At 46.3% G+C, this 24497-nt stretch carries 17 protein-coding genes; 10 read left to right on the top strand and 7 right to left on the bottom strand.

Annotated elements, in window-relative coordinates; all coding sequences use genetic code 11:
* Nucleotides 1-40: 40 nt before the first annotated feature.
* The 5 genes from NDI35_RS27700 to rdgB all read left to right on the top strand — a co-directional run bounded on the left by NDI35_RS27700 (nucleotide 41) and on the right by rdgB (nucleotide 4821).
* Nucleotides 41-766 carry an SDR family oxidoreductase gene (locus tag NDI35_RS27700; RefSeq protein WP_333035381.1) on the top strand — a complete coding sequence of 242 codons (726 nt, stop codon included), beginning with the start codon at nucleotides 41-43 and terminating at the stop codon, nucleotides 764-766.
* A gap of 110 nt (nucleotides 767-876) precedes the next feature.
* Complete coding sequence (folE, locus tag NDI35_RS27695; RefSeq protein WP_333080464.1) at nucleotides 877-1611, top strand: GTP cyclohydrolase I FolE; 735 nt, start codon at nucleotides 877-879, stop codon at nucleotides 1609-1611.
* Between the two features lie 274 nt (nucleotides 1612-1885).
* Nucleotides 1886-3310 (top strand): phosphoglucomutase/phosphomannomutase family protein, encoded by a 1425-nt coding sequence (locus tag NDI35_RS27690; RefSeq protein WP_445315510.1) that lies wholly within the window; start codon nucleotides 1886-1888, stop codon nucleotides 3308-3310.
* Nucleotides 3311-3596: 286 nt separating this feature from the next.
* On the top strand, nucleotides 3597-4205 hold the full coding sequence (locus NDI35_RS27685; protein WP_445315509.1) for a hypothetical protein: 609 nt from the start codon (nucleotides 3597-3599) through the stop codon (nucleotides 4203-4205).
* A 28-nt stretch (nucleotides 4206-4233) separates the two neighbouring features.
* Nucleotides 4234-4821: an RdgB/HAM1 family non-canonical purine NTP pyrophosphatase gene (gene rdgB, locus NDI35_RS27680; protein WP_445315508.1), complete on the top strand. Its 588-nt coding sequence runs from the start codon at nucleotides 4234-4236 to the stop codon at nucleotides 4819-4821.
* A gap of 154 nt (nucleotides 4822-4975) precedes the next feature.
* Here rdgB and NDI35_RS27675 read toward each other — a convergent pair whose 3' ends face one another.
* The gene (locus tag NDI35_RS27675) at nucleotides 4976-5314 is read right to left on the bottom strand and encodes a P-II family nitrogen regulator (protein WP_006633346.1); all 339 of its coding nucleotides are present in this window, start codon (nucleotides 5312-5314) and stop codon (nucleotides 4976-4978) included.
* Between the two features lie 356 nt (nucleotides 5315-5670).
* Here NDI35_RS27675 and NDI35_RS27670 point away from each other — a divergent pair, with 356 nt between their 5' ends.
* From NDI35_RS27670 to NDI35_RS27655, 4 genes are all read left to right on the top strand, one after another.
* On the top strand, nucleotides 5671-6969 hold the full coding sequence (locus NDI35_RS27670) for an MFS transporter (protein WP_445315507.1): 1299 nt from the start codon (nucleotides 5671-5673) through the stop codon (nucleotides 6967-6969).
* Between the two features lie 431 nt (nucleotides 6970-7400).
* Entirely contained in the window at nucleotides 7401-9236 is a 1836-nt protein-coding gene (gene ilvB / locus NDI35_RS27665; protein ID WP_445315506.1) for a biosynthetic-type acetolactate synthase large subunit, read from the top strand.
* Nucleotides 9237-9431: 195 nt separating this feature from the next.
* The gene (locus tag NDI35_RS27660; protein WP_445315505.1) at nucleotides 9432-10844 is read left to right on the top strand and encodes a GUN4 domain-containing protein; all 1413 of its coding nucleotides are present in this window, start codon (nucleotides 9432-9434) and stop codon (nucleotides 10842-10844) included.
* Between the two features lie 330 nt (nucleotides 10845-11174).
* The gene (locus tag NDI35_RS27655) at nucleotides 11175-12449 is read left to right on the top strand and encodes an FGGY-family carbohydrate kinase (protein ID WP_445315504.1); all 1275 of its coding nucleotides are present in this window, start codon (nucleotides 11175-11177) and stop codon (nucleotides 12447-12449) included.
* Nucleotides 12450-12600: 151 nt separating this feature from the next.
* Here NDI35_RS27655 and pcrA read toward each other — a convergent pair whose 3' ends face one another.
* Both pcrA and NDI35_RS27645 read right to left on the bottom strand, forming a co-directional pair.
* The gene (gene pcrA, locus NDI35_RS27650; RefSeq protein ID WP_445315503.1) at nucleotides 12601-14967 is read right to left on the bottom strand and encodes a DNA helicase PcrA; all 2367 of its coding nucleotides are present in this window, start codon (nucleotides 14965-14967) and stop codon (nucleotides 12601-12603) included.
* A 208-nt stretch (nucleotides 14968-15175) separates the two neighbouring features.
* Nucleotides 15176-15559, bottom strand: a complete 384-nt coding sequence (locus tag NDI35_RS27645; protein ID WP_445315502.1) for a YkvA family protein — start codon at nucleotides 15557-15559, stop codon at nucleotides 15176-15178.
* Between the two features lie 125 nt (nucleotides 15560-15684).
* Here NDI35_RS27645 and NDI35_RS27640 point away from each other — a divergent pair, with 125 nt between their 5' ends.
* Nucleotides 15685-16425 carry an SIMPL domain-containing protein gene (locus NDI35_RS27640; RefSeq protein ID WP_445315501.1) on the top strand — a complete coding sequence of 247 codons (741 nt, stop codon included), beginning with the start codon at nucleotides 15685-15687 and terminating at the stop codon, nucleotides 16423-16425.
* A gap of 59 nt (nucleotides 16426-16484) precedes the next feature.
* On the opposite strand, the gene NDI35_RS27635 is transcribed toward NDI35_RS27640, so the two are convergent.
* The 4 genes from NDI35_RS27635 to NDI35_RS27620 form a co-directional block, all read right to left on the bottom strand.
* A complete protein-coding gene (locus tag NDI35_RS27635; protein WP_445315500.1) occupies nucleotides 16485-17762 on the bottom strand; it encodes a hybrid sensor histidine kinase/response regulator in 1278 nt (425 codons plus the stop codon).
* Between the two features lie 12 nt (nucleotides 17763-17774).
* A complete protein-coding gene (locus tag NDI35_RS27630) occupies nucleotides 17775-20579 on the bottom strand; it encodes a hybrid sensor histidine kinase/response regulator (RefSeq protein WP_445315499.1) in 2805 nt (934 codons plus the stop codon).
* 1134 nt (nucleotides 20580-21713) lie between these two features.
* The gene (locus NDI35_RS27625; RefSeq protein WP_445315498.1) at nucleotides 21714-21851 is read right to left on the bottom strand and encodes a hypothetical protein; all 138 of its coding nucleotides are present in this window, start codon (nucleotides 21849-21851) and stop codon (nucleotides 21714-21716) included.
* 886 nt (nucleotides 21852-22737) lie between these two features.
* The gene (locus NDI35_RS27620) at nucleotides 22738-24060 is read right to left on the bottom strand and encodes a YtxH domain-containing protein (protein ID WP_445315497.1); all 1323 of its coding nucleotides are present in this window, start codon (nucleotides 24058-24060) and stop codon (nucleotides 22738-22740) included.
* Between the last annotated feature and the right edge of the window lie 437 nt (nucleotides 24061-24497).

Here is a 24497-nt window from a genome sequence, read left to right as displayed (position 1 = left end):
CGCTGTAGGGAATTGCCGAGCGAAAGTATTAGGACACTGAATGAACCATCCAACAACAAAGCAGGCTCTGATTACCGGAGCCAGCAGCGGTATTGGCAAAGCGACGGCTCTAGCGTTCGCCGCCGAGGGCATAAATCTGGCCTTAGTTAGCCGAGAGTCGGAAAACTTAGAAGCCGTTGCCGCAGCAGCCCGAGAAGTCGGAGTGAAAGCAGAAGCTTATCCCTTAGACTTGGCAAAAATTGAGCAAGTGCAAAGCAGCATCAGCGCGATCGCCTCTCAATTGGGTTCCGTAGATATCCTGGTCAACAGCGCGGGTATGGGCTACACCGGCTCTTTGACGGAAACGCCGCTAGCCGAGTGGCAGAGCGTTTTAGACCTGAATCTTACTAGCGTTTGGCAGTGCATTCTAGGAGTTTTGCCCTCCATGCGCGATCGCCGATCGGGAATCATCATCAACGTTTCCTCGATCGCCGGCACCCAAGCCTTCCCCAACTGGGGAGCCTACTGCGTCAGCAAATTCGGTCTCATGGCTTTGTCTAAAACCTTAGCCGCCGAAGAACGGACTCACGGAATTCGCGTAACAGCAATCTGTCCGGGTTCTGTCAATACTCCCCTGTGGGACACAGACACCGTGGAAGCCGACTTCGATCGCAGTGCCATGTTAACCCCAGAAATCGTCGCCCAATCAATTCTGCACGCAGTTCAGTTGCCAGCAAGTGCAGTAATTGAAGAAATCACGCTCATGTCCAACGCAGGAGTTTTGTGAACTTGAGATTTTAGACTGCTGGATTTTTCTCGAATTCAACAATCTTTGAATCTCTAGCTATATCCCCCAATCCAAAATCGCAAATCGATTCACCCTCACACCAACTTGTTATGACAATTGCATCTTCCCCCGATTCCAATGGCTCGAACTCACTCTCGACTGACAGCATGAAACTGTTACAAACCGCAGAAAGCAACACCCCGCGCATCCCAACTCGACCCGATCGCAATTCCTCGAACGGTCAAGAATCCAGCGTGCCCAAACCCTCAGAAGTAGGCATGGAAGAAATGATGGAGGCCGTTCGCACAATGCTGCTGGGAGTAGGAGAAGACCCCGAACGCGAAGGATTGCTCAAAACCCCAAAACGGGTAGCAGAAGCAATGCGGTTTCTCACCAGCGGTTACAGTCAATCCCTCGAAGAACTCCTCAACGGCGCTATCTTTGACGAAGGTCACAACGAAATGGTACTGGTGCGAGACATCAGCGTATTCAGTATGTGCGAACACCATATGCTGCCGTTTATGGGCCGAGTTCACATTGCTTACATTCCCAACCAAAAAGTAGTGGGATTGAGCAAATTAGCCCGAATTTCGGAGATGTACAGCCGCCGGTTGCAGGTGCAAGAACGTTTGACGCGCCAAATTGCCGAAGCAGTTCAGACAATATTGGAACCGAAGGGAGTAGCTGTAGTAATGGAAGCCAGCCATATGTGCATGACGATGCGGGGTGTGCAAAAACCCGGTGCTTGGACGGTTACGAGTGCAATGTTGGGCGTGTTCCAAGAGGAACAGAAAACTCGCGAAGAATTCCTGAATTTGATCCGCCACCAACCGGCATTCTTTTAGTCAGTTGACAGTTGACAGTTGACAGTTGACAGTTGGCAGTTAACAGTAATTAGTAGGTTGAGTTGAGGGACGAACCCTCCGTTTCACTCCGCCCAACATCATCTATCAAGCAAGGCTAATGACAATTAACAGTCAGCAGTCAACAGTCAACAGCCACAGTACAGGCTGTGGGAGCGATTCCCAAATCTAAAATCTAAAATCTAAAATCTAAAATCGGATGACGATCGACTAATAAACCCATAAAATAGACGGGTGACTCATGACTTGTGACTAAATGAATCCTATTAAATTCGGTACAGATGGCTGGCGCGGTATCATTGCTGACGATTTTACATTCGATCGCGTAGCGTTAGTCGCTCCCCTAGCGGCACAAGTTCTCGCACAAACCGGCGGCAGCGATGGCAGCAGCGGTACCGTAATTGTCGGTCACGACCGCCGATTTCTGGCTGAAGAATTTGCCAAAACAGCGGCTATTGCCATCCAAAACGCAGGATTTGACGTGCTGCTGAGCGAATCCTACGCCCCCACTCCAGCTTTCAGTTTAGCTGCCAAACAATTAAATGCTTTAGGTGCGATCGTCCTGACGGCCAGCCACAATCCCGGTGCATATTTAGGGTTAAAAGTCAAGGGCGGATTTGGCGGTTCAGTTTCGCCCGAAGTTACTCAAAAGATAGAAGAAAAACTCGACAATCCGGCGGCACTTTCCGCAACTCCCGGTAAATTGGAGAATTTCAATCCTTGGCCGGCTTACTGCAAAACCTTGCGGGAAATGGTAGATATAGAGGCGATTAAAGAAGCGATCGCCAGCGGCAAAATTACAGTATTTGTAGATGTAATGCACGGTGCCGCCGCCGGAGGATTAGCTCAAATTTTAGAAGAAACAGTACATGAAGTCAACAGCGATCGAGATCCGCTGTTCGGCGGCGGTGCACCCGAACCTTTGCCGCGCTACCTGTCGCAGTTATTTCGGGTGATGCGTACTCACCAGCGAAAAAGTTCTGGTTTGTCGATCGGATTTGTATTTGACGGAGATAGCGATCGAATTGCAGCCGTTGACTCTAGCGGCAACTTTCTCAGTTCACAAATCCTAGTTCCCATATTAATCGAACATTTAGCAAAACGGCGCGGCTTGACCGGGGAAGTCATCAAAACAGTCAGCGGTTCAGACATAATTCCCAAAATTGCCAAGCTGTACGACTTGCCATTATTTGAAACGCCGATCGGTTACAAGTATATAGCTGATCGAATGTTAACCACCCAAGTCTTAGTCGGCGGCGAAGAATCGGGAGGAATTGGCTACGGTACGCACATCCCCGAACGAGATGCTTTGCTGTCAGCGCTGTACTTGTTAGAAGCAGTTGTCAAATCCGGGGAAGACTTAAGCGAAATTTACAGCCGACTGCAACAAGAAACAAGCTTTACTTCAGCTTATGACAGAATCGACTTGCACCTAGCAAACATGGAAGAAAGGTCGCGTTTGCTGTCGCTGCTGCAAAATCAACCTTTAACAGAAATCGCAGGCAAAGCAGTTGTAGATTGCAACAAAGTTGACGGATATAAATTCCGCTTAGCCGACGGAAGTTGGCTGTTAATTCGCTTTAGCGGAACCGAACCAGTGTTGCGGCTGTATTCAGAAGCCGCGACATTGAAAGAAGTTATGCAAAACTTAAACTGGGCGAAAGCTTGGGCGCATAATTAATCGAAGTTTTCAGCTGCAGATAAACGCAGACAAACGCGGATGACTTGATATCAAATCTCTCTTTCTCCGTGTCCTCTGCGCCTTCTGCGGTTAAAAAACCTTCTTCATAAATAAAATAGTATTGCCATAGCAATCCTCCTCTAAATTGTGAACTCTTTCTCTTCTCTTCTTCGCGTCCTAGCGCTTACGCGCGGCTTCGCCTAACGCGTCTTCGCGGTTCGTAAAAAAACCTTACTCACCAATGAAATACTATTGCTATATCAGATAAATTTTAGGATAAAAGCAAATGGCTTACAGCGATTTCAGCCTTGCGAGAGTCAAAAAAGATTTTGGATTAACCTTAGATGAAAGTCGCAATTTATTTGCCGATACAAAACCAGTTTCACCATCAGAAATTTTAACAACAATCCTGATTGATTATGTACCGCTAGCAACTTTTATTTCCACAGAAAAAGCTCGCTCAGAATTTTTGATTGCCCCGATATTAGCAGAAGTTCGGCGATTGTTAAACAAACGAGTTTCTCTTTTTTCCGGTAAGGATTTTACTGTCGATCCAGAAAGAGGCTTGCAAGGATTTTGCGATTATATTATTAGCGGTTCTTCAGAACAATTGTTCATCAGTGCTCCGGTTATAACAATTTTTGAGGCAAAAAAGGAAGATATCATTGGCGGTTTGGGTGAATGCGTAGCCGCAATGGTAGCGGCCCAATGTTTCAATCAAAACCAAGACACTGAGGTCGATCGCATTTACGGCGCGGTGACGACGGGTACTAACTGGAAATTCTTGATTTTGAAGGAAACTACTGTTTATATAGATCCGATTGAATACTATATTCAAGATGTTGATAAGATTTTGGGAATTTTGTTGCAACCATTTTCCCAATATGTTTGTTAATATGGAGCCGTAAGTTTTAAGAGAAATAATGACCGATCGCAAATTGTTAGTTGTAGCTACGGGCAATCCGGGTAAACTCAAGGAAATGCAAGTTTATCTTCAGGATTTGGGATGGGAATTGGAACTAAAACCGGAAGAGTTGGAAATCGAAGAAACAGGCGAAACTTTTATTGCTAATGCTTGCTTGAAGGCGTCGGAAGTGGCAAAAGCAACGGGCAAATGGTCGATCGCCGATGATTCTGGTTTAATGGTAGATGCACTCGACAGCCAACCTGGGATTTACTCCGCGCGCTACGGGAAAACCGATGCTGACAGGATATCTCGACTTCTCAAAGAATTGGGAAGCGAACAAAACCGGGCAGCACAATTTGTTTGCGCGATCGCGATCGCCCGTCCCGACGGTACAATTGCCTTGCAAGTAGAAGGAATTTGCCGAGGCGAAATCCTGCACACTCCTCGCGGTACGGGAGGTTTCGGATATGACCCCATTTTCTACGTACCCGCACAGCAACAGACTTTTGCAGAAATGACACCCGATATCAAGCGATCGCACTCTCACCGCGGCCGAGCATTCTTGGCGCTAATACCACAACTAGCCAACATTGTCAACCCCTAATGAGGAAAAAAGCCCAAACATGGGGTAACTGTGGCATTGGATATTGACACTTAGGTATCAAAACTAAACAGGAAAGAGGTTTTTCGTTGGCAATGATTAGTTACCGATGACCAATTACCAATGCCCAATGTCCAATGCCCAATGCCCCAGTATCTTAGATTGCCTCCAAGTTCTTTTCCCCAGTCCGAATCCGAATAATTTGTTCTACAGGAGAGATGAAAATCTTGCCGTCGCCAATCTCGCCCGTGCGGGAAGCCGCGATAATTTTATCAACCACCATGTCAACCTGATCGTTTTCCACAACAATCTCGACCTTGAGCTTTTGCAAGAACTCAACGGTGTACTCAGAACCGCGATAGCGTTCTGTCATGCCCTTCTGACGGCCAAAACCTCTAACTTCAGAAACAGTCATCCCCACAATACCAGCATTGACGAGTGCGATTTTCACTTCGTCTAGTTTAAAGGGGCGAATAATAGCTTCAACCTTTTTCAAGTTTCTCACTCCTAACAGTTAGTACCTTCGTTATATTACTTAATCGGCGTGACATCTTTTAATATCACTGCCAGCAGCAAGTATTTTGTCAAGTATATTACCGTATCTTGTACTCGCGATGAAATGCACGCCAAGCTTTAACAATCTTCTCGGATTTTCCGGGCGAGCGGGTTCTCGGCTCCGGCTGATCGCGGTAGAGTTAAGAAGACTGCAGCAGCCGTCCCCCGCCGCTGATCTGCTAAAACAGAAAAAGAACGCAGGAGACAGGAGTTTTCCGGGTTTCCGCTTTGCTATGTCAGATTTGCACGTATTGCTGAAAACTATAATTGCCAGAAGCGGTCAGTTAAACTATTCCTATGCACCCAGCCAGCCCTCCCCCTGACCGCAGCGGGCTTGATGCCCTACTGAGAAATCGCCCCTTCCTCGCCTTGTGGACGGGCCAATTATTGGCCCAAGTGGCGGATAAAATCTTTTACGTATTGCTGATTATTCTGCTGAAAACCGGCGACTACCGACCCTGGCCGGTTTCTTGGCAACATTCGGAAAATTCTATGCTGTCAGCGGTGATGATCGCCTACACCGTGCCGGCGATCGTCTTTGGTTCCGTAGCCGGTATCGTGGTAGACCGCTTTTCCAAAAAGCAAATGCTGATCGCCTGCAACGTGATTCGAGCCGGATTGATTGTAGCTTTGCCGTTTTTGCCCAAAGCTTTTGTGGTTTTGTTGACGATGACGTTTTTGATCTCTACCGTAACGCAATTTTTTGCTCCAGCAGAAGCGGCAGCCGTCCCCCTGGCCGTGGGGCGAGAGGGACTGATGTCAGCAAATGCTCTGTTCGCCTCGTCCACAATGGGCGGGATTATTATCGGGATGACGATCGGCGAACCGCTGTTTAGTGGGGTCAAACACAGCTTCGGATCAGCTTCTCAAGAGTTTTTGCTGGGCGGGTTGTACCTGATCTCAGCAGGTTTGATCTATGCCATGCAGATCAAAGAAGGTCATGTCGGCAGCAGTGGCAAAAACGTCCATCCTTGGCAAGACCTCAAGGAAGGTTTGCGTTATTTGAAACACAATCACCTTGTCAGCAACGCGATGGTGCAGTTGACGATTTTGTATTCCGTGTTTGCGGCGCTTCAGGTGCTGGCGATCGCGCTTTCGGGCAAAATAGGTCTCAAAGAAACTCAATTTGGCTTTTTGCTCGCTGCAGCAGGAATTGGAATGGTCTTCGGTGCAGCATTTTTGGGACACTGGGGTCATCGAATGCACCACAAACCTCTGCCTTTAATCGGTTTCTTGATGATGGGTTTTGTATTAGCAATGTTTGCCTTTACTCGACAGTTATGGGTGGGATTCGGATTGAGTGCTCTGTTTGGTTTTGGTGCTTCCTTAATTAACGGGCCGATGCAGGCTCTAATTCAAGAAAAAACTCCAGAATCTATGCGGGGCAAAGTCTTTGGATTTGAAAACAATGTGATTAATATTGCTCTGAGCCTGCCTTTAGCGATTACCGGCCCGCTGACAGATGCTGTTAGCAAAGCAGTAGGCTCGGATGACCTCGGCTTGCGGATCGTGTTGCTGAGTTTGGGCTTTTTGGTCTCGGTGATGGGTATGGCAGCTTGGAAACATACTCGCAAAGTATTGCAGGATGTTCTGTAAACTTTGGCAAGAAGGAAGTTCGGCAACGAGCAATGTAGGGGATGTAACGGATGTAACGGAGGTCAGGAAGAAGGAAGAGGGAAGAGGGAAGAGGGAATAGGGCTTTATTTTAGCGATCGATCTCTAACATCGCAACCGCTCTGATGGTTAGGAGGTTCTTAATTGCTGAAATGATTGTTTTTCTTGTCGAATGCCGAATCACGAATGCTATACAAGGGTCATATCGCGGTAAACCGGCATAGAGGCCGCTATTTCCTCTGTTTCTTTTCTTCCTCTGCTGTTCCACAATGTCTCGATCGGGCGAACCCTGTGCGATCGCGAAATCTTTCGTAAAATCTCACCACTTAAATTTTCATAGTTTCATTAATTAAGATTAAAGTAGTATAAAAGCTTTCATTAAAAATCATAATTAGTTTAAGGAAGGAAATTCTGTGCAACTAAAAACTAAAGTGACCATCAGACGTGCAACTGGTGGATTTGCTCTGATTGACAGCTTGATCCGCCACGGCGTCAAGCATATTTTTGGTTATCCCGGTGGCGCAATTCTGCCGCTTTACGACGAACTCTACCGCGCAGAAGAAACTGGCGCTATCAAACATATTCTGGTGCGCCACGAGCAAGGTGCCGCTCACGCGGCCGACGGGTACGCCCGCGCTACCGGACAAGTTGGGGTTTGTTTTGCTACTTCGGGCCCTGGCGCCACTAATTTAGTGACGGGGATTGCGACGGCCCACATGGATTCGATCCCGATGGTAATTATTACCGGTCAGGTTCCCCGTCCGGCGATCGGCACTGATGCGTTTCAGGAAACAGATATTTACGGGATTACCCTGCCAATTGTCAAGCATTCTTATGTAGTGCGCGACCCCAGAGATATGGCGCGAATTGTGGCAGAAGCTTTCCACATCGCGAGTACAGGGCGGCCGGGGCCTGTTTTGGTTGACGTGCCCAAGGATGTGGGTTTAGAAGAATTTGACTATCTGCCCGTGGAACCTGGAGCAGTGAGAATTCCGGGCTACCGGCCGACGGTGAAGGGAAATCCCCGGCAAATCAGTCAAGCAATCCATTTGCTGAAGGAAGCAAAGCGTCCTTTGCTTTATGTGGGCGGCGGGGCGATCGGGGCGGGGGCCCACGAGGAAATTAAGGAACTGGCCGAACTTTTCCAATTGCCGGTCACGACAACGCTGATGGGCAAAGGTTCCTTTGACGAACACCATCCTTTGTCGGTGAAAATGCTGGGGATGCACGGCACTGCTTACGCTAATTTTGCCGTTACCGAGTGCGATTTGCTGATGGCTGTGGGGGCGAGGTTTGACGATCGCGTGACCGGGAAATTAGACGAGTTTGCCGCCCGGGCTAAGGTGATTCACATCGATATCGACCCGGCGGAAGTCGGCAAAAATCGCGGCCCTGACGTGCCGATTGTCGGAGATGTCCGCCAAGTTTTGATCGAATTGCTGCGCCGCTGTCGGGAAACTGGAGTTTCGGGGAAAACCGGACAGACTGCGGAATGGCTGCACAGGATCGATCGGTGGAAACAGGACTATCCGTTAGTTGTGCCTCATTACCCAGACATTTTGTCTCCGCAAGAGGTGATTTCGGAGTTGGCTACCCAAGCGCCGGATGCTTACTACACAACAGATGTCGGTCAACATCAAATGTGGTCGGCTCAATTCTTGAACAACGGGCCGCGCCGCTGGATTTCCAGCGCTGGTTTGGGCACGATGGGTTTCGGGGTGCCGGCGGCGATGGGCGCTAAAATGGCGCTGCCGCATGAGCAAGTGATTTGTATTGCTGGCGATGCTAGCGTGCAAATGAATATTCAAGAGCTGGGAACGCTAACACAATACGGCATTAATGTCAAGATTGTTATTGTAAATAACGGCTGGCAGGGAATGGTGCGGCAGTGGCAGCAGGCGTTCTACGGGGAGCGTTATTCGTCGTCGAATATGACTGTAGGGATGCCGGATTTTGTGAAGCTGGCTGAAGCTTACGGGGTGAAGGGGATGCAGGTTTCAGGGCCGGAGGAACTCAAAGATGCGATCGCTCAAATGCTCGCTCACGACGGCCCGGTGCTGATGAACGTGAAGGTAACGAGGGACGAAAACTGCTATCCGATGGTAGTTCCAGGTAAGAGCAACGCTCAAATGGTTGGTTTGCCCGATCGTAGCAAGTTGCAATCTGCGGAGTTGGTTTATTGTCCGAGTTGCGGCGCTAAGAATGTTTCGACCAATAACTTTTGTCCTGAGTGCGGGACAAAAGTTTAACTAGGGACACGGCAATGCCTTGTTTGGCAGGGGTTTAAACCCCTGCCGATCTTTCGGGTTAAGCGGTTTTTCGGGTTAAGTTGACACGATGAAAGGCAATGCGATGTCCTTACCGGGATCTGCTGTTTCACATGGAACACCATGTCCGCTGGCATCGCATCGAGAGCTTTAATCTGTAATCTGCAAGCATATTTTATGAGCCAGTGTCTAAACCCGGATTGCCTATTCAAAAACCCGTCTGGCTCTACAAAATTTTGTCAAAAATGCGGGAATAAACTGCTATTGGGCGATCGCTATGGAGCCCAAAAAATTATTGGACAAGGGGGATTTGGGCGCACTTTTCTAGCTATTGACGAGTATAAACCCTCAAAACCTCCCTGCGTTATTAAACAATTCTACCCCCAACTTCAAGGCACTTCTAGTATCCAGAAAGCTGCTGAGTTATTTGAGCTGGAAGCAGTCCGCCTAGAACAGTTGGGTAAACATTCTCAAATTCCCGACTTATTAGCATATTTTAGTCAAGATGGACGGCAGTATTTAGTCCAAGAATTCATCGACGGTGAAAATTTAGCCGAAGCACTAGAATCTAAGGGATATTTTAGCGAAACGCAGATTCGCGACTTGCTTAATAATTTACTGCCAGTATTCGAGTTCATTCACTCTCGCCAAGTTATTCACCGAGATATCAAGCCAGAAAATATTATTCTTCGGCAAGATGGGCAACTGGTTTTAGTTGACTTTGGAGCCGCGAAATATGCGACACAAACGGCTCTAGGGCTAACGGGAACGAGAATCGGGACGGCTGGATATATGGCACCAGAACAAGCCAACGGTAAACCGATTCATGCTAGTGATATTTATAGTCTGGGTGTGACTTGTCTGTGTCTGTTAACTCAGGTTGAGCCGATTGATTTATTCGATGATAGCGAGTTTGAGTGGGTGTGGCGAGAACACTTAAAAACATCTGTCAGTTCGGAACTGGGTCAGATTTTAGATAAAATGATACAACCTGCTATTAAGAAACGTTATCAATCTGCTACTGAAGTGTTGCAGGCTCTTGCTTCTCGATCACCTCAATTATCAACTCAAACACCTCCACCGCCACCGCCACCAGACTTGCTTAAATCAGCGCAGGGTGTTGACTATACTCGTCTGCGGGATTTATTAGCAGCAGGAAAGTGGAAAGAGGCGGATCAGGAAACAATAAAGGTAATGCTGAAAGCTGCGAGACGGGAGAAAGAAGATTATTTTGATACGGACTCAATTGATAATTTTCCTTGCGATGATTTACGCACCATCGACCAGTTGTGGGTAAAATATAGTCAGGGTCGCTTTGGTTTTAGCGTCCAGAAAAAAATTTGGTTGGAAGTGGGCGGCAAAGTTGATTGGGATACTGAAAAGAAGCTAGGCGATCGCGTCGGTTGGCGAAAGAGCAGAAAGGGGAGGAAAGATTGGTTGAACTACAATGATTTAACCTTTAATCTGCAAGCACCAGAGGGCCATCTCCCTAGGCAATTGTGTGGGTGGTGGGGTGGGTTCCGGGGTTTGGGTGTGAAGTGGCGTTATGGTTCTTCTCTCGCATCGAGAGCTGTAAGCTGTAATCTATAGCGCTTTCAGCCCTTTGTCAAGTATTTATTCTCGAACCTTTTTTACGAATCTAGGGTGAATTAACGAACAGTAATGCACCAATTCTATTAAAATATGTACAGCTTAGATATGCCCTATGAAATAGAATTTACAACATAACCTTTAGCAGACATAAAAATTATCAGATCTATTGATCGCAACTTAGAAAATCATCCCCTATTTAAAGAATACGCCAATAAAGAGCAGATAAATGCTGATATTGCCGCAGCAGAAGCTGAGGAATGAAACAACCATAAGACGCAAATAAACTTTGTGGTTTACTCAAAATAGGAAAATTCGCGGGAGTGGCAAATGAATCTTTATTTGGGAATAGATTTCGGCACGACTGGCGCGCGATCGACTGTCATAGACTCCCAGGGTACAATACATTGTGAGACAGAATATACTTTTGCCAACAACGGGCAACAACTGCCTGAATTGCCATCGGTTTGGCAAAATGCGCTGTGGGATTCGATCGAGCAAATTCCCCCAACAATCCGCAATCAGGTAAGGGCGATCGCCATTGACGGCACATCCTCCACTGTCATGCTGTGCAATACCGACGGTATACCAGTATGCGAGCCGATTTTATACAATGATGCGCGCGGTGCAGCGGTGACACAGAGGTTGCGGGCGATCGCGCCGGATAACCACACAGTATTGAGCGCTACATCCAGTCTGGCCAAACTCCTGTGGTTGCAGGAGGGCGGGCACGGGGGCACCGCCCCTACGGTTTTCCTACATCAAGCTGACTGGCTGGCATTTCTGCTGCACGGAAAATTGGGAATTAGCGACTATCACAATGCTTTGAAACTCGGTTTCGATGTTGATACTTTGTGCTATCCGAATTGGCTGATAGAGGGAATTGCGGGGGCTGCAACTCCTGAATTGCCGCAAGTTGTCGCACCGGGCACGCCTGTGGGGGAAGTGAGAGCTCAAGTGGGCGATCGCTTCGGTTTTCCCCGCGATTCTATAGTTTGTGCTGGCACAACCGATAGCATTGCAGCATTTTTAGCAAGCGGTGTTAATTTACCAGGGGAAGCAGTAACTTCTCTCGGTTCTACACTAGCAGTCAAACTGTTAAGTCATACCCGCGTAGATGATTCTAGATACGGAATTTACAGTCATAAATTAGGCGATTTGTGGTTAGTTGGAGGTGCTTCTAATACCGGAGGTGCGGTGCTGCGGCATTTTTTTACTGATGTTGAGTTGGAGAATTATAGCACACAAATTGATCCAGCACAAGAGAGTTTGCTGGATTATTACCCATTGTTGAAAAAGGGCGATCGCTTTCCGATTAACGACCCGAATTTGCCGCCCCGACTCGAACCGCGTCCAACTGATTCAGTGGAATTTCTGCACGGTTTGCTAGAAAGTATAGCGCGGATTGAAGCGCGGGGATATCAATTATTGCAAGAATTGGGTGCAACTGCTTTGACAAAAGTTTATACTGCTGGCGGCGGGGCAAAAAATTCGGTTTGGAGTGCGATTAGAAAGCGTTATTTAGAAGTGCCTGTAGTCACGCCAATTCATACTGCCGCTGCTTATGGGACGGCGTTATTAGCAATGCGAAGTGTTACAGATTAGGCTTATTGCATAAATCTTTGATGGATAGGGAAACCGCAGATTTATGCAGATTAACACAGATTAACGCAGATGCTTTGCAATATACTTTGCGAAGGGAGGTAATCTTGTTTATTGAAGCGGTTTCAACCGCCGCCAACTCTGATATTTTTACTTACACTCGCTGCAACTTAGCTGTTCTCGGATCGATAATTTTTCTGCCCAAACCCGAAAACTTAATTGCCAGATTAATTTTGTCTCCCGCCCCTAAAACGTGCGTAATTTCTCCAACTCCAAAAGCATGATGAAAAACCCGATCGCCCGTTTGCCAATCCGTCGATTGTCCATTGGTTCCCGCTTGAGAACTTCCGGAATTAGCGGCTGAATTATTAGTTTTTCCCTTAGATGCAGCCGTTTTCCCGGCTTGAGTTTTCTTCGCACTTCCAGCCAGCAAATGTGTCGGCAATTCCCCTAAGAATAGCGAAGGGGTGCAGTGTTCCCGGAAACCTCCCCACAAGCGGCGTTCGCGAGTGTGGGTGAGAAATAGCAATTCCTGGGCGCGAGTGATGCCGACGTAGCACAAACGGCGTTCTTCTTCGATCGCTTTCGGGTCGTCTAAACTGCGGAAATTGGGAAATAAACCCTGTTCCATTCCGACTAGAAATACTACAGGAAATTCTAGCCCTTTTGCTGAGTGCAGCGTCATCAGCGACACGCGAGAATCTTCTTCCTGCAAGTCATCTAAATCGGATGCTAAAGATGCTTTTGCTAAAAATGATGTCAGCGTCGGTTCTTCGTTTTGTTCTTCAAATTGTAGCACTGCATTGTACAATTCTATGACGTTTTCTATGCGATTTGTGGCTTCGTCGGTTCCTTGATTTTTTAAATCTTGAATGTAGCCTGAATCTTCGATAATTCCTTGGACAATTTGCGAAGCCGGCAGGGTTTCGACTTGCGATTGCCAACGACCAATCATTTCGGCAAACTTAATAATAGCTTTTGCCGATCGCCCTGCTAGAGTATTGACAGAAGATTCATCGCTGAGGATTTCCCACAACGGAATCCCCAATTGAGTTGCAGCGTCTTCGATTTTGGAAAATGTGGTATCCCCAATGCCGCGACGGGGAGTATTGATGATGCGTTTGAGGCTGACGCTATCGTCGGGATTGGCAAGCGCCCGCAGGTATGCTAGGATATCTTTGATTTCTTTGCGATCGTAAAACTTCAGGCCACCGACAATATTGTAAGGAATGTCTAAACGCATTAACGCTTCTTCAAAGGAGCGAGATTGAGCGTTTGTGCGGTAGAGAATCGCAAAGTTACTGCCGTTTTCGTATTCGGAATTTTGGCGCTTCAAGGAATGAATTTGACCCGCTACAAATTCCGCTTCATCTAATTCGTTGTCGGCGCGCCAGACAACAATCGGAGCTCCCGGTTCGCGAGTCGGCCGCAGAATTTTCTCGATCCGTTCGGTATTGTGTTCGATCAAGTGGTTCGCCACTTGCAGGATGTTTTCGCGCGATCGATAATTTTCCTCTAATTTTACCATTGTCCCAGTTTTTTCGTCGGACAAACCATCTCCAAAATCCTCTTGAAATTCCAGCAATATGGTATAATCTGCCATCCGAAAGCTGTAAATTGATTGATCGACATCGCCCACGACAAAAATTGAGCGATTTTGCCATTTATCGAAGTTTTTCGGGTCGGCGTTATTTGTCACCAACATCCGAATCAAATCGTATTGAGTGCGGTTAGTATCTTGGTATTCATCAACTAAAATATGGCAAAACTTTTTATGCCAGTAACTTAATACTTCCTCGTTTTGGCTCAAAAGTTTAACGGGAACGAGGATTAAATCGTCAAAATCTAGGGCATTGTTGGCTGCTAAAGCGTCTTGGTAGCGACTGTAAACATCGGCAATCACACGACCTCGATAATCCGGTTCTGCTGCGTGGTATTCTTGAGGCGACAACCCTTTATTTTTAGCGTTGCTGATGGCATAGCGGACTTTTCGCGGATCAAATTTCTTGTCGTCGAGGTTCAGTGTTTTAGTGACGATTTGTTTGACGATACTTTGAGCATCTGACTCATCAAAAATCGAAAAGTTTTTCTTCCACTGGCGGCCTTTTTCGTCTTGGTATTTTTCAATATCGTAGCGGAGAATGCGGCCGCACAAAGAGTGAAAAGTCCCCATCCAAATGTGTTTGGTAATTTTTTTGTAAATGTGCGATCGCAATTTCGTCTGCACATCCGGGGCTAAGTCTACCAAAGGTTTGCCATATTCGGCTTCAGCTTGCTGAGTTGCCAGCAATTTCTCAATTCTTTCTTTCATCTCCCTGGCGGCTTTATTTGTAAATGTCACCGCCAGAATATTTTCAGGATCAACTCGATGGGTGCGAACTAAGTTAGCAACTCGGTAAGTTAGAGCTCTGGTTTTGCCGGAACCAGCGCCCGCTACTACTAACAGCGGCCCGTTATAATGGGCGACTGCTTGGCGCTGAGATGGGTTGAGGTGGCTGAGGAAATCAGTGGTTTGAGTCATAGCTAGAAAGTTAGTTTAATTTTTTAAGGGGTCAATAATACTTCGTATGCGATACCGCGAGTTCTTTTAACGTAAGGTGCGCTAGGCGCACCCTATATTATAACTAGAACGGTGATTTTTTAAACTTTAAATATTTTTTGGCCAAGCGAGTTGTTTAAGGCAAGGTGTTCGGCGCCCACCCTACACTATAAATAGATAGGTAATTTTTTTAACGTTTAAATATCCGTGTCAGCCACATTCCTACTAATACTCCCAAGCCAATCCAAATGGAAATAATCACAACAGCGGCAGCCCGATTTATCGGTTTTCCTCGCTCTATTTCTGCGGCTGCTTTTTCCCGACACTCTGCTAAAACCTGTGGCGGAATCATCTTGAGTACCAGCCAAATTCCCCAGGGTACAATTATCAAATCGTCCAAGTAGCCCAGAACCGGTATGAAGTCAGGAATTAAATCGATCGGGCTAAAAGCGTAGGCCACCGTAAGCCCTGCTAAAATTCTGGCGTACCAAGGTACTCTCTGGTCTGTACTGGCTAAATAAACAGCATAAGTCTCTTTTTTTAGTCGGCGGGCAGCTTGTTTTAACCATTGCATATAATGACTAATGACTAATGACTAATACTTTTTTTAGTTGCTAAAAATGTAACAACCCGGATATTTAGCACTTTCAGTGGGAAGGTAAAGTATAGCATCTGTTGTATGTGAGGAGAATCAAGTTTATGAATTCAAATTTGCAACGTCGCGATCGCATTAATTTCCGCAGTCTGCTAACAGCGTTGTGTTTAACCTTAACTCTCGTCAGTTTCGTGGGATTAGATCCGGCGGTGGCTCAAGAACAGCGGATCAGAACGCTGACTGTTACTGGGCGGGGTGTGGAAGCCATTCCTACAACTCAAACGCAAGTGCGGCTGGGGGTTGAGGTGCAGGGGAAAACGGCGGCCGAGGTGCAGCAGGAAGCGGCGAGACGATCGTCCGCTGTGGTAGAGTTGCTGCGATCGCGCCAAGTCGAAAAACTCGAAACTGCCGGCATCTCCCTCAATCCCATTTATAACTACGACAACAACCAACAGCGCTTGACGGGCTATACGGCGACGAATACCGTCAGTTTTCGGATTAATACTGCATCTGCCGGCACTTTGCTCGACGATGCGGTGAATGCCGGAGCCACACGCATCGACGGCGTGAGTTTTGCCGCCGCCGAAAGTGCGATCGAATCTGCTCGAAAACAAGCACTCCGCAAAGCAACTCAAGATGCTCAAGCGCAAGCGGATGCAGCCTTTAGCGCGCTCAACCTCAAGCGGGGAGAGATTTTGGGCATTCAAGTCAACGGTGCTAGCGCGCCGCCTCCTATGTATCGGCAGTTTGCTGCCGATCGCGCTGCTGCTGCTAATGTTACAACGCCAGTGGTGGGAGGGGAACAGCAGGTAGAAGCTTCTGTGACTTTGCAATTTGGATATTGATTGCGATCGCACTTGCCAGCGATTTTTATTGCTGGCACAAAGTCATACCATTTTAGATTTTAAACTTGCATAGGAAGTTCGATCGCAAATTCGGTTCCCTCACCAGCGGTAGATTTGCAGCACAATTGACCGCCGTGTTTATCTTTCACAATCTGCTTAGCAATGGACAATCCCAGCCCGGTTCCTTTACCCACCGCTTTTGTCGTAAACAAAGGTTCAAACAAATGTTGTTGAATCTCCTCCGCCATTCCCAACCCGTTATCGGCAATTCGGACGATCGCACTTTCGCGCAACACTTCCGTGCTAATTGTAATTTTCAGGGAACGTTGGTCTTTTTCCCAGGCATCTTCCAGAGCGTCGATCGCATTTGCTAACAAATTCATAAACACCTGGTTCATCGGCCCAGGATAGCATTTAATCGGGGGCAATTTACCGTAGTTTTGAATAACTTCAATTGCGGGGCGAACGCCTCGATTCTTCAGCCGATGTTTTAACAGCAGCAGCGTACTATCTAAAGTTTCGTGGAGATCGAACGCAGTGGCAGTATCTCCATCAGAACGCGCAAAATTCCGCAGCGACAGCGAAATATCTTTAATGCGTTCAGTGCCTATTCGCATTGAATCCAAAAGGTGAGAAAAATCCTCCATCACAAACTCCAAATCTATCTCATCAATCTTGATAGCGATATCGGATGCAGGTTCAGGATAGTGTTTTTGATAGAGGCTAAGAAGTCCTGCAATCTCAGCCAGATATTCCTTGGCAGGCCCAATGTTGCTGACCATAAAACTCAGCGGATTGTTAATTTCATGGGCGACTCCTGCAACGAGTTGTCCCAAGGCCGAGAGTTTTTCTTGCTGCACTACTTGTACTTGGGCTTGTTGCAAAGCGCAGGTGCGTTCTGTAACTTGCTGTTCCAGATTGTCGGTTAACTGTTTGAGTCGCCAGTGAATGTTAACTCTGGCAATTACTTCCTCTTGTTCAAAGGGTTTAGTGATGTAATCCACTGCACCTAATGACAAACCTTCTATTTTGCTTTGGGCATCTGCTAAGGCGGTCATAAAAATGACCGGAATTGCCCTTGTCGCGGGGTTGGCTTTGACCTGGCGACAGGTTTCAAAGCCGTTGATTCCGGGCATTTGCACGTCTAACAATATTAGTTCCGGGAAAGGGGTTTTTCTTTGATCGAGCGCGCATTTTTCCAGCATCGCCATCGCTGATTCGCCGTCTACTGCGACTCGCACTTTGTAGCCTGCTGTTTTTAAGGCCTGCGACAGAACAGACAAGTTTGTGGAACTGTCATCTACTATCAAAATAAATTTTTTGTCTGACTCAGACATGATGTTTTTTCCTTACGCTTCTGATAAATGTTCTTCAATCAATGCCCGCAATTGTTTGACCTGAAATCCTTCTGCCAAAACGAGTATTTTTTTAGCAAAAATCGCTTGTTCTGGATTTGCTGTTTGAATCCGCTCCGCAATCTCGATTACCCCGTCCAAATCGCCAGCTTGAGCCTGTTCATTTAATAAATGCAAAATCTCGATCGCAGGCAGTTGCATTTTGCTTTGCCCGATCGCCTCTTGCCCTTTTTTGTCCGCATCTACTGTTTCGTCATACACCCAATCCAGTTGCAAATATTTTTGAAGTAACCCCAGCAACAAACTTGCCTGCACTGGTTTCGGCAAAAAATCATTGCCGCCTGCATCCAGACTCTTGTGGCGATCGATGTCAAACACGCTAGCAGAGGTCACCAACACGATCGTTTCTCGCAGTTGAGGATGAGCGCGGATTTGGCGCAACAACTCCAACCCGTCCATCACGGGCATCGCTAAATCGGTGAGGATTAAATCTGGCATCATCGCTAAAGCTCGATCGAACCCTTCCTTGCCGTCAGCAGCTTCAATCATCTCAAATCCTAATGGTTCCAGTAAATTCACCAGCACAGCCCGGTTTTCCCACCTATCATCCACCACCAGAATTTTGCGTTTTTCGCCCAAATAGCTTAGTACAGCCCCCTGTTCCATAATTCTCGAACTATCAGCCCAATCCTGGGCCTCCGGGAGTTCCACTTCAAAGGAAAAAATACTGCCAACTCCTGGACGGCTTTCGATCGCAATTTCACTCTGCATCAAAGCCACAATCTTTTGACTGATCGCGAGTCCCAATCCGGTGCCTTCCGATTGCTTCTGAACATCACCTACTTGCTCAAAAGGCAAAAAGATTTTATTAAGTTGATCGGGCCTCATTCCCGGGCCTGTATCTTCGACTCGGAAGCGAATTTTGTATAATTTTTGAGAGGAGTTTTCTAACTGTGAAGTTAAATCGCAAAACTCAGCAATTCTGACGACTTTAACCTGAAAAATAACTCTGCCTTTTTCCGTAAACTTAACCGCATTTCCCAGCAAATTCAGCAGCACTTGGCGCAAACGTTTTTCGTCACTCAAAACCCCTATAGGAAGTTGCGAATCTGTCTGCAAATCAAAGGTAATTCCTTTTTCCTGAGCGCGAAGCGTGAAGATTTCCGCAACACTTTGGATGAATGAAGGCAGATGAAAGGCGACGGGATGCAGTTCGAGTTTTCGGGCTTCGATTTTCGACAAATCCAACACATCATTAATCAGCGTTAGCAGGTGCGAACCGCACTGATAGATGATATCAACGCCGCCGCGCCCTTTGTGCGTCAGAGGTTCGCTGCGCTGGAGAATTTGCGCGTATCCTAAAATGCCGTTGAGGGGAGTCCGCAATTCGTGGCTCATGTTAGCCAAAAATTCGCTTTTGGCGCGGTTGGCGCTGTCTGCCATGTCTTTGGCTTGTTTGAGTTCGACGGTGCGTTCTTCGACGCGCTGTTCGAGTTCGGCGTTGGTGTTTTCTAGAGCTCGGAAAGAGTCGCGCAGTTGCTTCGTCATGTCGTTGAAGGATTGGGAAAGCACGCCCAATTCATTGTGCCCGGAGACTTCCACGCTGCGATCGAATTTCCCGGAGGCGATCGCGGATGAGGCATTGCTCAAGAGTACGATCGGCTCGGTAATCAAGCGGGAAGTGTAAAAACCAACAACCGTTGCCACAACTAAGGCCGCGAGGCAAAATAGAATCGTGGTGCGGCTATTGGCATCAATCTGTGCCATGAAATCGGATTCAGGAACCGCAACAACTACCAACCAATCCAATCCCCATTCGTCTTTCCAGGGCAAAACTTCGACAAACTGCCGTTGTTTATTCAGCAAGAAATCAAGCTGTTGAGTATCTTTTATCTTGTTGAAGCCGCCGAAATGCTTTACTAAATATTGAGATGTCGATCGGATCAGTCGATCGCTGCTTTCCAATGCGTTTAACCGTTCGGGATTGTTATTAATCAGTTTGAAGGGTTGCTCGTTGCTGGAACTCGCCACAATTAGCCCGCTGCGCTCCACAATAAACGTTCTGCCGGATTTGCTGACTTTGATGTGACGCAAGAAATCGCTAATTTGCGAAAGACGCTGGTCGATGCCGATGACACCAATCAGTTGATTGTTCTTGTCATAAATCGGGCGATTTGCAGAAACAGCCAGAGGATACGGCGGGATTTTCCACTGGTATAAAACCCATGTGGGTTTTCTAGCTTTTACCGTGTTTGAGTACCACAGCTCTTTCGGGAACTCGTAGTTTTTGTATATATCAATAAGCGTAGTTTTGTTGCCCTGATTATCTGTATTGTAATTGTATAAGTAATAATTTTGATAGCCCCGTTGCTTGGGATTAATGAAGGCAGAAGAAACAATATTTCCCTCTAGATATCCAGCACCCGCAAACTCGCCTCCTGGAGCGCCAAAGCTGATGTAGCCCACATTAAATAATTGCATCTGTTTCCAGAAGAAACGAGATATTTTATCTAAATCTTTGGGAGCGAGCAATCCCACGTCGAAGGCATCGGCATTCACCTGAGCAAGGTGACGGGCTGTGTTGAGCTGGCTGTCTAGATGCAGGTCAATGCGGCTGCTCACTTCAGTCCGCAGTTGAGATGCCACCTCGTTGACTGCTTTCTGTCCGTTGCGGAAGGATAAGTAGCCCACAATGCCGACTGCACCCATAATCTGCAGCACGAACGGAACAATCAAAACGGTTCGCAGCGGCGCATTACTAATCAGTTTCTTGAAGATTGAATGCTGAGATGATGACATGGCAACTCACGATTGCAGCGTGAAAATACTATTGTAATCTTGTGATTTGCAGCTAGGCTTTCAGGATTCTCCAAAAAACCGGAAGTTAAGAAAGTACGGAGGCGGGTATCATTTTCGAGCGAGCACATTCGCTGAATCTATTTTTTGATAAAAAAGTATCGGGCGCTCTCCCTTTTTTTACAATCCCCTAATTTGTGTTTATATATTGATATTAACCCAAAAAGGATTTAATAAAATATTTGGCGCCCTCCAATTCAATATTTCGCCCGATAGCACACACAGCAGCACTTCTATAATTTTGTTGGATAAACTCGATCGCAGTAACAACAAAGTCAACAATAGATGGTTGCAATTAAATTAGGACTTGGGCACTCTTATCTTAGAAACCCGGTTTCTTTCTGGATACTTGGCTGCTCAATCTAAGATGGATCAGAAAACCGGGTTTCTAAGGCAAGCGCGTTATATAGGTGTTGTTCACGCTCTCCGGGAAAATAAATATCAGGGAATTATACTAGCCGTTTTGCCGAATAGATACTTGATGGTGGGCTGCCAATACTTAAGGAAACAGCCTTAAATAAATGCGATCGAGAGTTTTTTGCCGAGCGCATCCTTAAAGTAGAATAAAACGAAATTTTAAAAATGAGACGTTGCCTTCTCAGAAGGATAAAAACACTTTATAGATGAGCCTCCATGTCGGCTCGCAGTAGATTATCGCTGTGAGTTTGATAACCTCATCCTTGCAACTTAAGCCGCTTTAATATATTGCTGTCAATGGGTAATGTAACCTGTGCCTCAGACAGACGGGCGATCGCACTTGCGTGTGATTTTGGATAAGTTCGATCGACCAATTTTCACAGCCGCCGCAGTCTGAAAGGACGACAGCGCCACTCATCAATAGTTGAGGTTGTTTTCAGAAATCAAGGATAGTCGATCGAACTACCGTATTTCGCCCATATTCTCTACAAAGGTCGATCGCATCCAAAAAGTAATCCTTCCTGAGAATGGAATAGACATTATCTGATTGAGCCACCCCTCGGCCTTAGAAACTTCTCAGACTAAGATGAGTGCATCAATCGCCTCGCTAATTGGGAGATTTTGAGGTAGAAAATTTTGGGCAATGCTTTCGGGGACTTCTCAATTTAAGAAGGCATAAACGACGGAATCGAGGAAAATGCGAGTTCCTTGCTTGTCAATAGCTTGCATGACTTTTTGACTGGCATAGCAAGCATCTATTAAGGCTATTCTAAAAGCGAGAGTCGTATTGGTTGACAACCCCTTGCAGCATTTCTAGCAAATGGTATATTTGGGTTTTTCCGTCGCCATCAGGGCCCTAAATCCGGTAATGAATTACCAAAAAACACTGAGCTTAAGGATTGACATATACACAGTTAAGTAATCCTATACCTCTAATTACTTTAGGTTCAGTGTCGCTATATTGTCGATTTTGTCAATTCAATATCTTCACCCTATTTTTTATGTAAAACTGTATCATCAAAGATTAAATAAGCGTCAACATAAGCTGTAATCAGCGGTTCCACATTATCCCATAACAACTGAGGGGTGAGTTTTTATTGAATGAGATACCTATTAATCACATCATGACTGATTTTTTCTAAATGGTCTGCCCAAATGGGTTAGCGTGTAGTTGATAGAACTGCTTAATAAATATTGACAGTAGTTGAGTTTTGTAAATCTCATCGGTACTGTAATTAAAATATTCTGATTATAGCTGTTGTCAATTGACCGGGGCAGCCGGATCAGTTATTTGCTCTGAAAGACTACATACACTCTTGGAATTCGATTTGTCAAGCCGTGTACGTAAGCGTTGCCCTCGTAGAGGATCGCACTTTCGGGCGATCGAAAATCCCTACAATGTTTTGCTCAGGTTGTCAACTTGTAGGTTAATAGGACGGGTTACGGTGAGAGGTGAGGGCCTGAGCACTCATCACCATGTGGCAGTTGCGTAAGTCCTGACGAACTATGAACGGAATCTTTCCTTTTCCAGGGGGAGAGTTCCTCAATAAATAGACTCTCCATTAAACCCTAGGCGATCGCATTTCTCATACACAGAAAAGAGTGGACTCTTTTCTCAGATCCACTCTCTGTTATACTCTCTTAGCGCTACCTTTAACAAGCTGGAGTTAAGTCCTTACTCTACCTAGTCCTTAATGATTCTCTTGTCATTAATGACCACTTGATCCTTGAGTTCAGGACTGCCGGAGATGTGAATATCGCTATCCTTATTTTCCTCGGCGGATTCGGCTAGATATTGGGCCGATGACTTAACATCGTGCGCTGCACGTTTAGCAGATTCGGCTGCATTTTGGGCAGATGATTTAAAATCATGCGCTGCACCTTTAGCAGATGGGGTTGTATTTTGGGCAGGGGACCTAAAATCAGGCACTGGCGGTTTAGCAGATTCGGCTGCATTTTGGGCAGATGATTTAAAATCATGCGCTGCACCTTGAGGAGATGGGGTTGCATTTTGGGCAGATGACTTAACATCCTGCTTAAAATCATGCGCTGCACCTTTAGCAGATTGGGCTGCATTTTGGGCAGATGACTTAACATCCTGCTTCACATCCTGCGCTGCACCTTTGGCAGATTCGGCGGCATTTTGGGCAGATGACTTAACATCGTGCGCTGCACCTTTGGCCGATTCGGCGGCGCTTTGAGCCGACGACTTCATTGATTCGGCTGCACTCTTGCCAGATGACTGAAGCGATTCGGCTGCACTTTTTATAGATGGCTCAACTGCCTTGGCTGTATCTTTTACAGTCGATCTAAACTCCTTAGTTGCCCCCTCAATTTCTTGAGCTACAGCTTTGGCAGAAGGCTTAACTTCATCAGCCGTACTCTTAATAGAGTCCGCTGCACTTTGTATAGAAGGCTTGACACCTTCGACTGTCTGCTTGACTGAATCTTTTACTTCTCTAATCGTAGGTTTGACTTCCTCGGATGCACTCTTAACTGCATCTACTACAGAAGGCTTGGCTTCCCTAACTGTCTCATTGACAGATTCGGCTATACCTTTAATCGAAGGCTTGGTTTCCTCAACAGTCTCCTTGACCGCTTCTGCTGTAGCTTTGATAGATGGTTTAACTTCCTCAGCAGTTTCCTTTACTACTGTCCCTAGGTCTTCTACAGTGTGTGTAATACCGTCTGCTACAGCGTGTGCTGCATCCCCTAAATTATCTACAGCACGGTTAACAGTATCAGCAGTACCTTTACCAATCATCGCGCCAGCAACTGAGCCTGCTACAGCACCAATAATGCCTCCAGAGCGAGCACCTAGTATACCACCGACTGCTGCTCCAGCTATCCTCGCACCAATGCCTGAACCTGATGATTGATCTTCCTGTGATTCTGCATTTTCGTTAGTCTGAGCCTGAAGCTGCGCGTTTTCGCTATTGTCAACATTCTTTTCCCGGAAGTCAGGATTTGCTTCAGGTTGGTTAAAAGGCTGCTTATTATCAGTCATAGATATCCTTGGGTATTACTGCTACATTTACTAGGCTAACTATATACTTCTCAGAAAATCTACTGCCTGAGAACTAGATTTGGACTGTTACTTAAGAAGTAGATTCTTAAAGGTACTGACCGCTACGGCGCTAGCGGCTCTCTGTTCATTCGACCTTGAAGAAGCTGGAGGCGGGCGATCATCGCACATCTGGAACAGTATTAGCTTAGCGATGCAAAAATAACTTATGTATACAGACTTGTTTACAGATTAAATGATTAATAAGTATTATAAAAAAAATGTCGAGTGCCAGCTTATTAATTTAAATTAACGTTTTTTTATCTTATATAGCAATCCTAAATCATTATCAAGACTATGATATAATTATATGCAATACTTGATTGTGACAATAAAAAATGAATAACTTACAACTGCAACAAAAAGATATAGAAAAAGAA

Origin of the sequence: Microcoleus vaginatus FACHB-2002 (assembly GCF_040004035.1) — a bacterium.
Taxonomy (GTDB): domain Bacteria; phylum Cyanobacteriota; class Cyanobacteriia; order Cyanobacteriales; family Microcoleaceae; genus Microcoleus; species Microcoleus vaginatus_C.
The sequence above is the reverse complement of the archived record's forward strand: the minus strand, read 5'-3'. Positions and strand labels throughout refer to the sequence as shown.

What these genes read in the sequence shown, in the direction of transcription:
- NDI35_RS27690 (WP_445315510.1), top strand. Translation starts at nt 1,886, where the DNA reads ATGAATCCTATTAAATTCGGTACAGATGGCTGGCGCGGTATCATTGCT.
- NDI35_RS27635 (WP_445315500.1), bottom strand. Translation starts at nt 17,762, where the DNA reads ATGTCTGAGTCAGACAAAAAATTTATTTTGATAGTAGATGACAGTTCC.
- NDI35_RS27620 (WP_445315497.1), bottom strand. Translation starts at nt 24,060, where the DNA reads ATGACTGATAATAAGCAGCCTTTTAACCAACCTGAAGCAAATCCTGAC.
- NDI35_RS27700 (WP_333035381.1), top strand. Translation starts at nt 41, where the DNA reads ATGAACCATCCAACAACAAAGCAGGCTCTGATTACCGGAGCCAGCAGC.
- NDI35_RS27685 (WP_445315509.1), top strand. Translation starts at nt 3,597, where the DNA reads ATGGCTTACAGCGATTTCAGCCTTGCGAGAGTCAAAAAAGATTTTGGA.
- NDI35_RS27645 (WP_445315502.1), bottom strand. Translation starts at nt 15,559, where the DNA reads ATGCAATGGTTAAAACAAGCTGCCCGCCGACTAAAAAAAGAGACTTAT.
- NDI35_RS27630 (WP_445315499.1), bottom strand. Translation starts at nt 20,579, where the DNA reads ATGTCATCATCTCAGCATTCAATCTTCAAGAAACTGATTAGTAATGCG.
- pcrA (WP_445315503.1), bottom strand. Translation starts at nt 14,967, where the DNA reads ATGACTCAAACCACTGATTTCCTCAGCCACCTCAACCCATCTCAGCGC.
- NDI35_RS27670 (WP_445315507.1), top strand. Translation starts at nt 5,671, where the DNA reads ATGCACCCAGCCAGCCCTCCCCCTGACCGCAGCGGGCTTGATGCCCTA.
- rdgB (WP_445315508.1), top strand. Translation starts at nt 4,234, where the DNA reads ATGACCGATCGCAAATTGTTAGTTGTAGCTACGGGCAATCCGGGTAAA.
- NDI35_RS27655 (WP_445315504.1), top strand. Translation starts at nt 11,175, where the DNA reads ATGAATCTTTATTTGGGAATAGATTTCGGCACGACTGGCGCGCGATCG.
- NDI35_RS27640 (WP_445315501.1), top strand. Translation starts at nt 15,685, where the DNA reads ATGAATTCAAATTTGCAACGTCGCGATCGCATTAATTTCCGCAGTCTG.
- folE (WP_333080464.1), top strand. Translation starts at nt 877, where the DNA reads ATGACAATTGCATCTTCCCCCGATTCCAATGGCTCGAACTCACTCTCG.
- NDI35_RS27660 (WP_445315505.1), top strand. Translation starts at nt 9,432, where the DNA reads ATGAGCCAGTGTCTAAACCCGGATTGCCTATTCAAAAACCCGTCTGGC.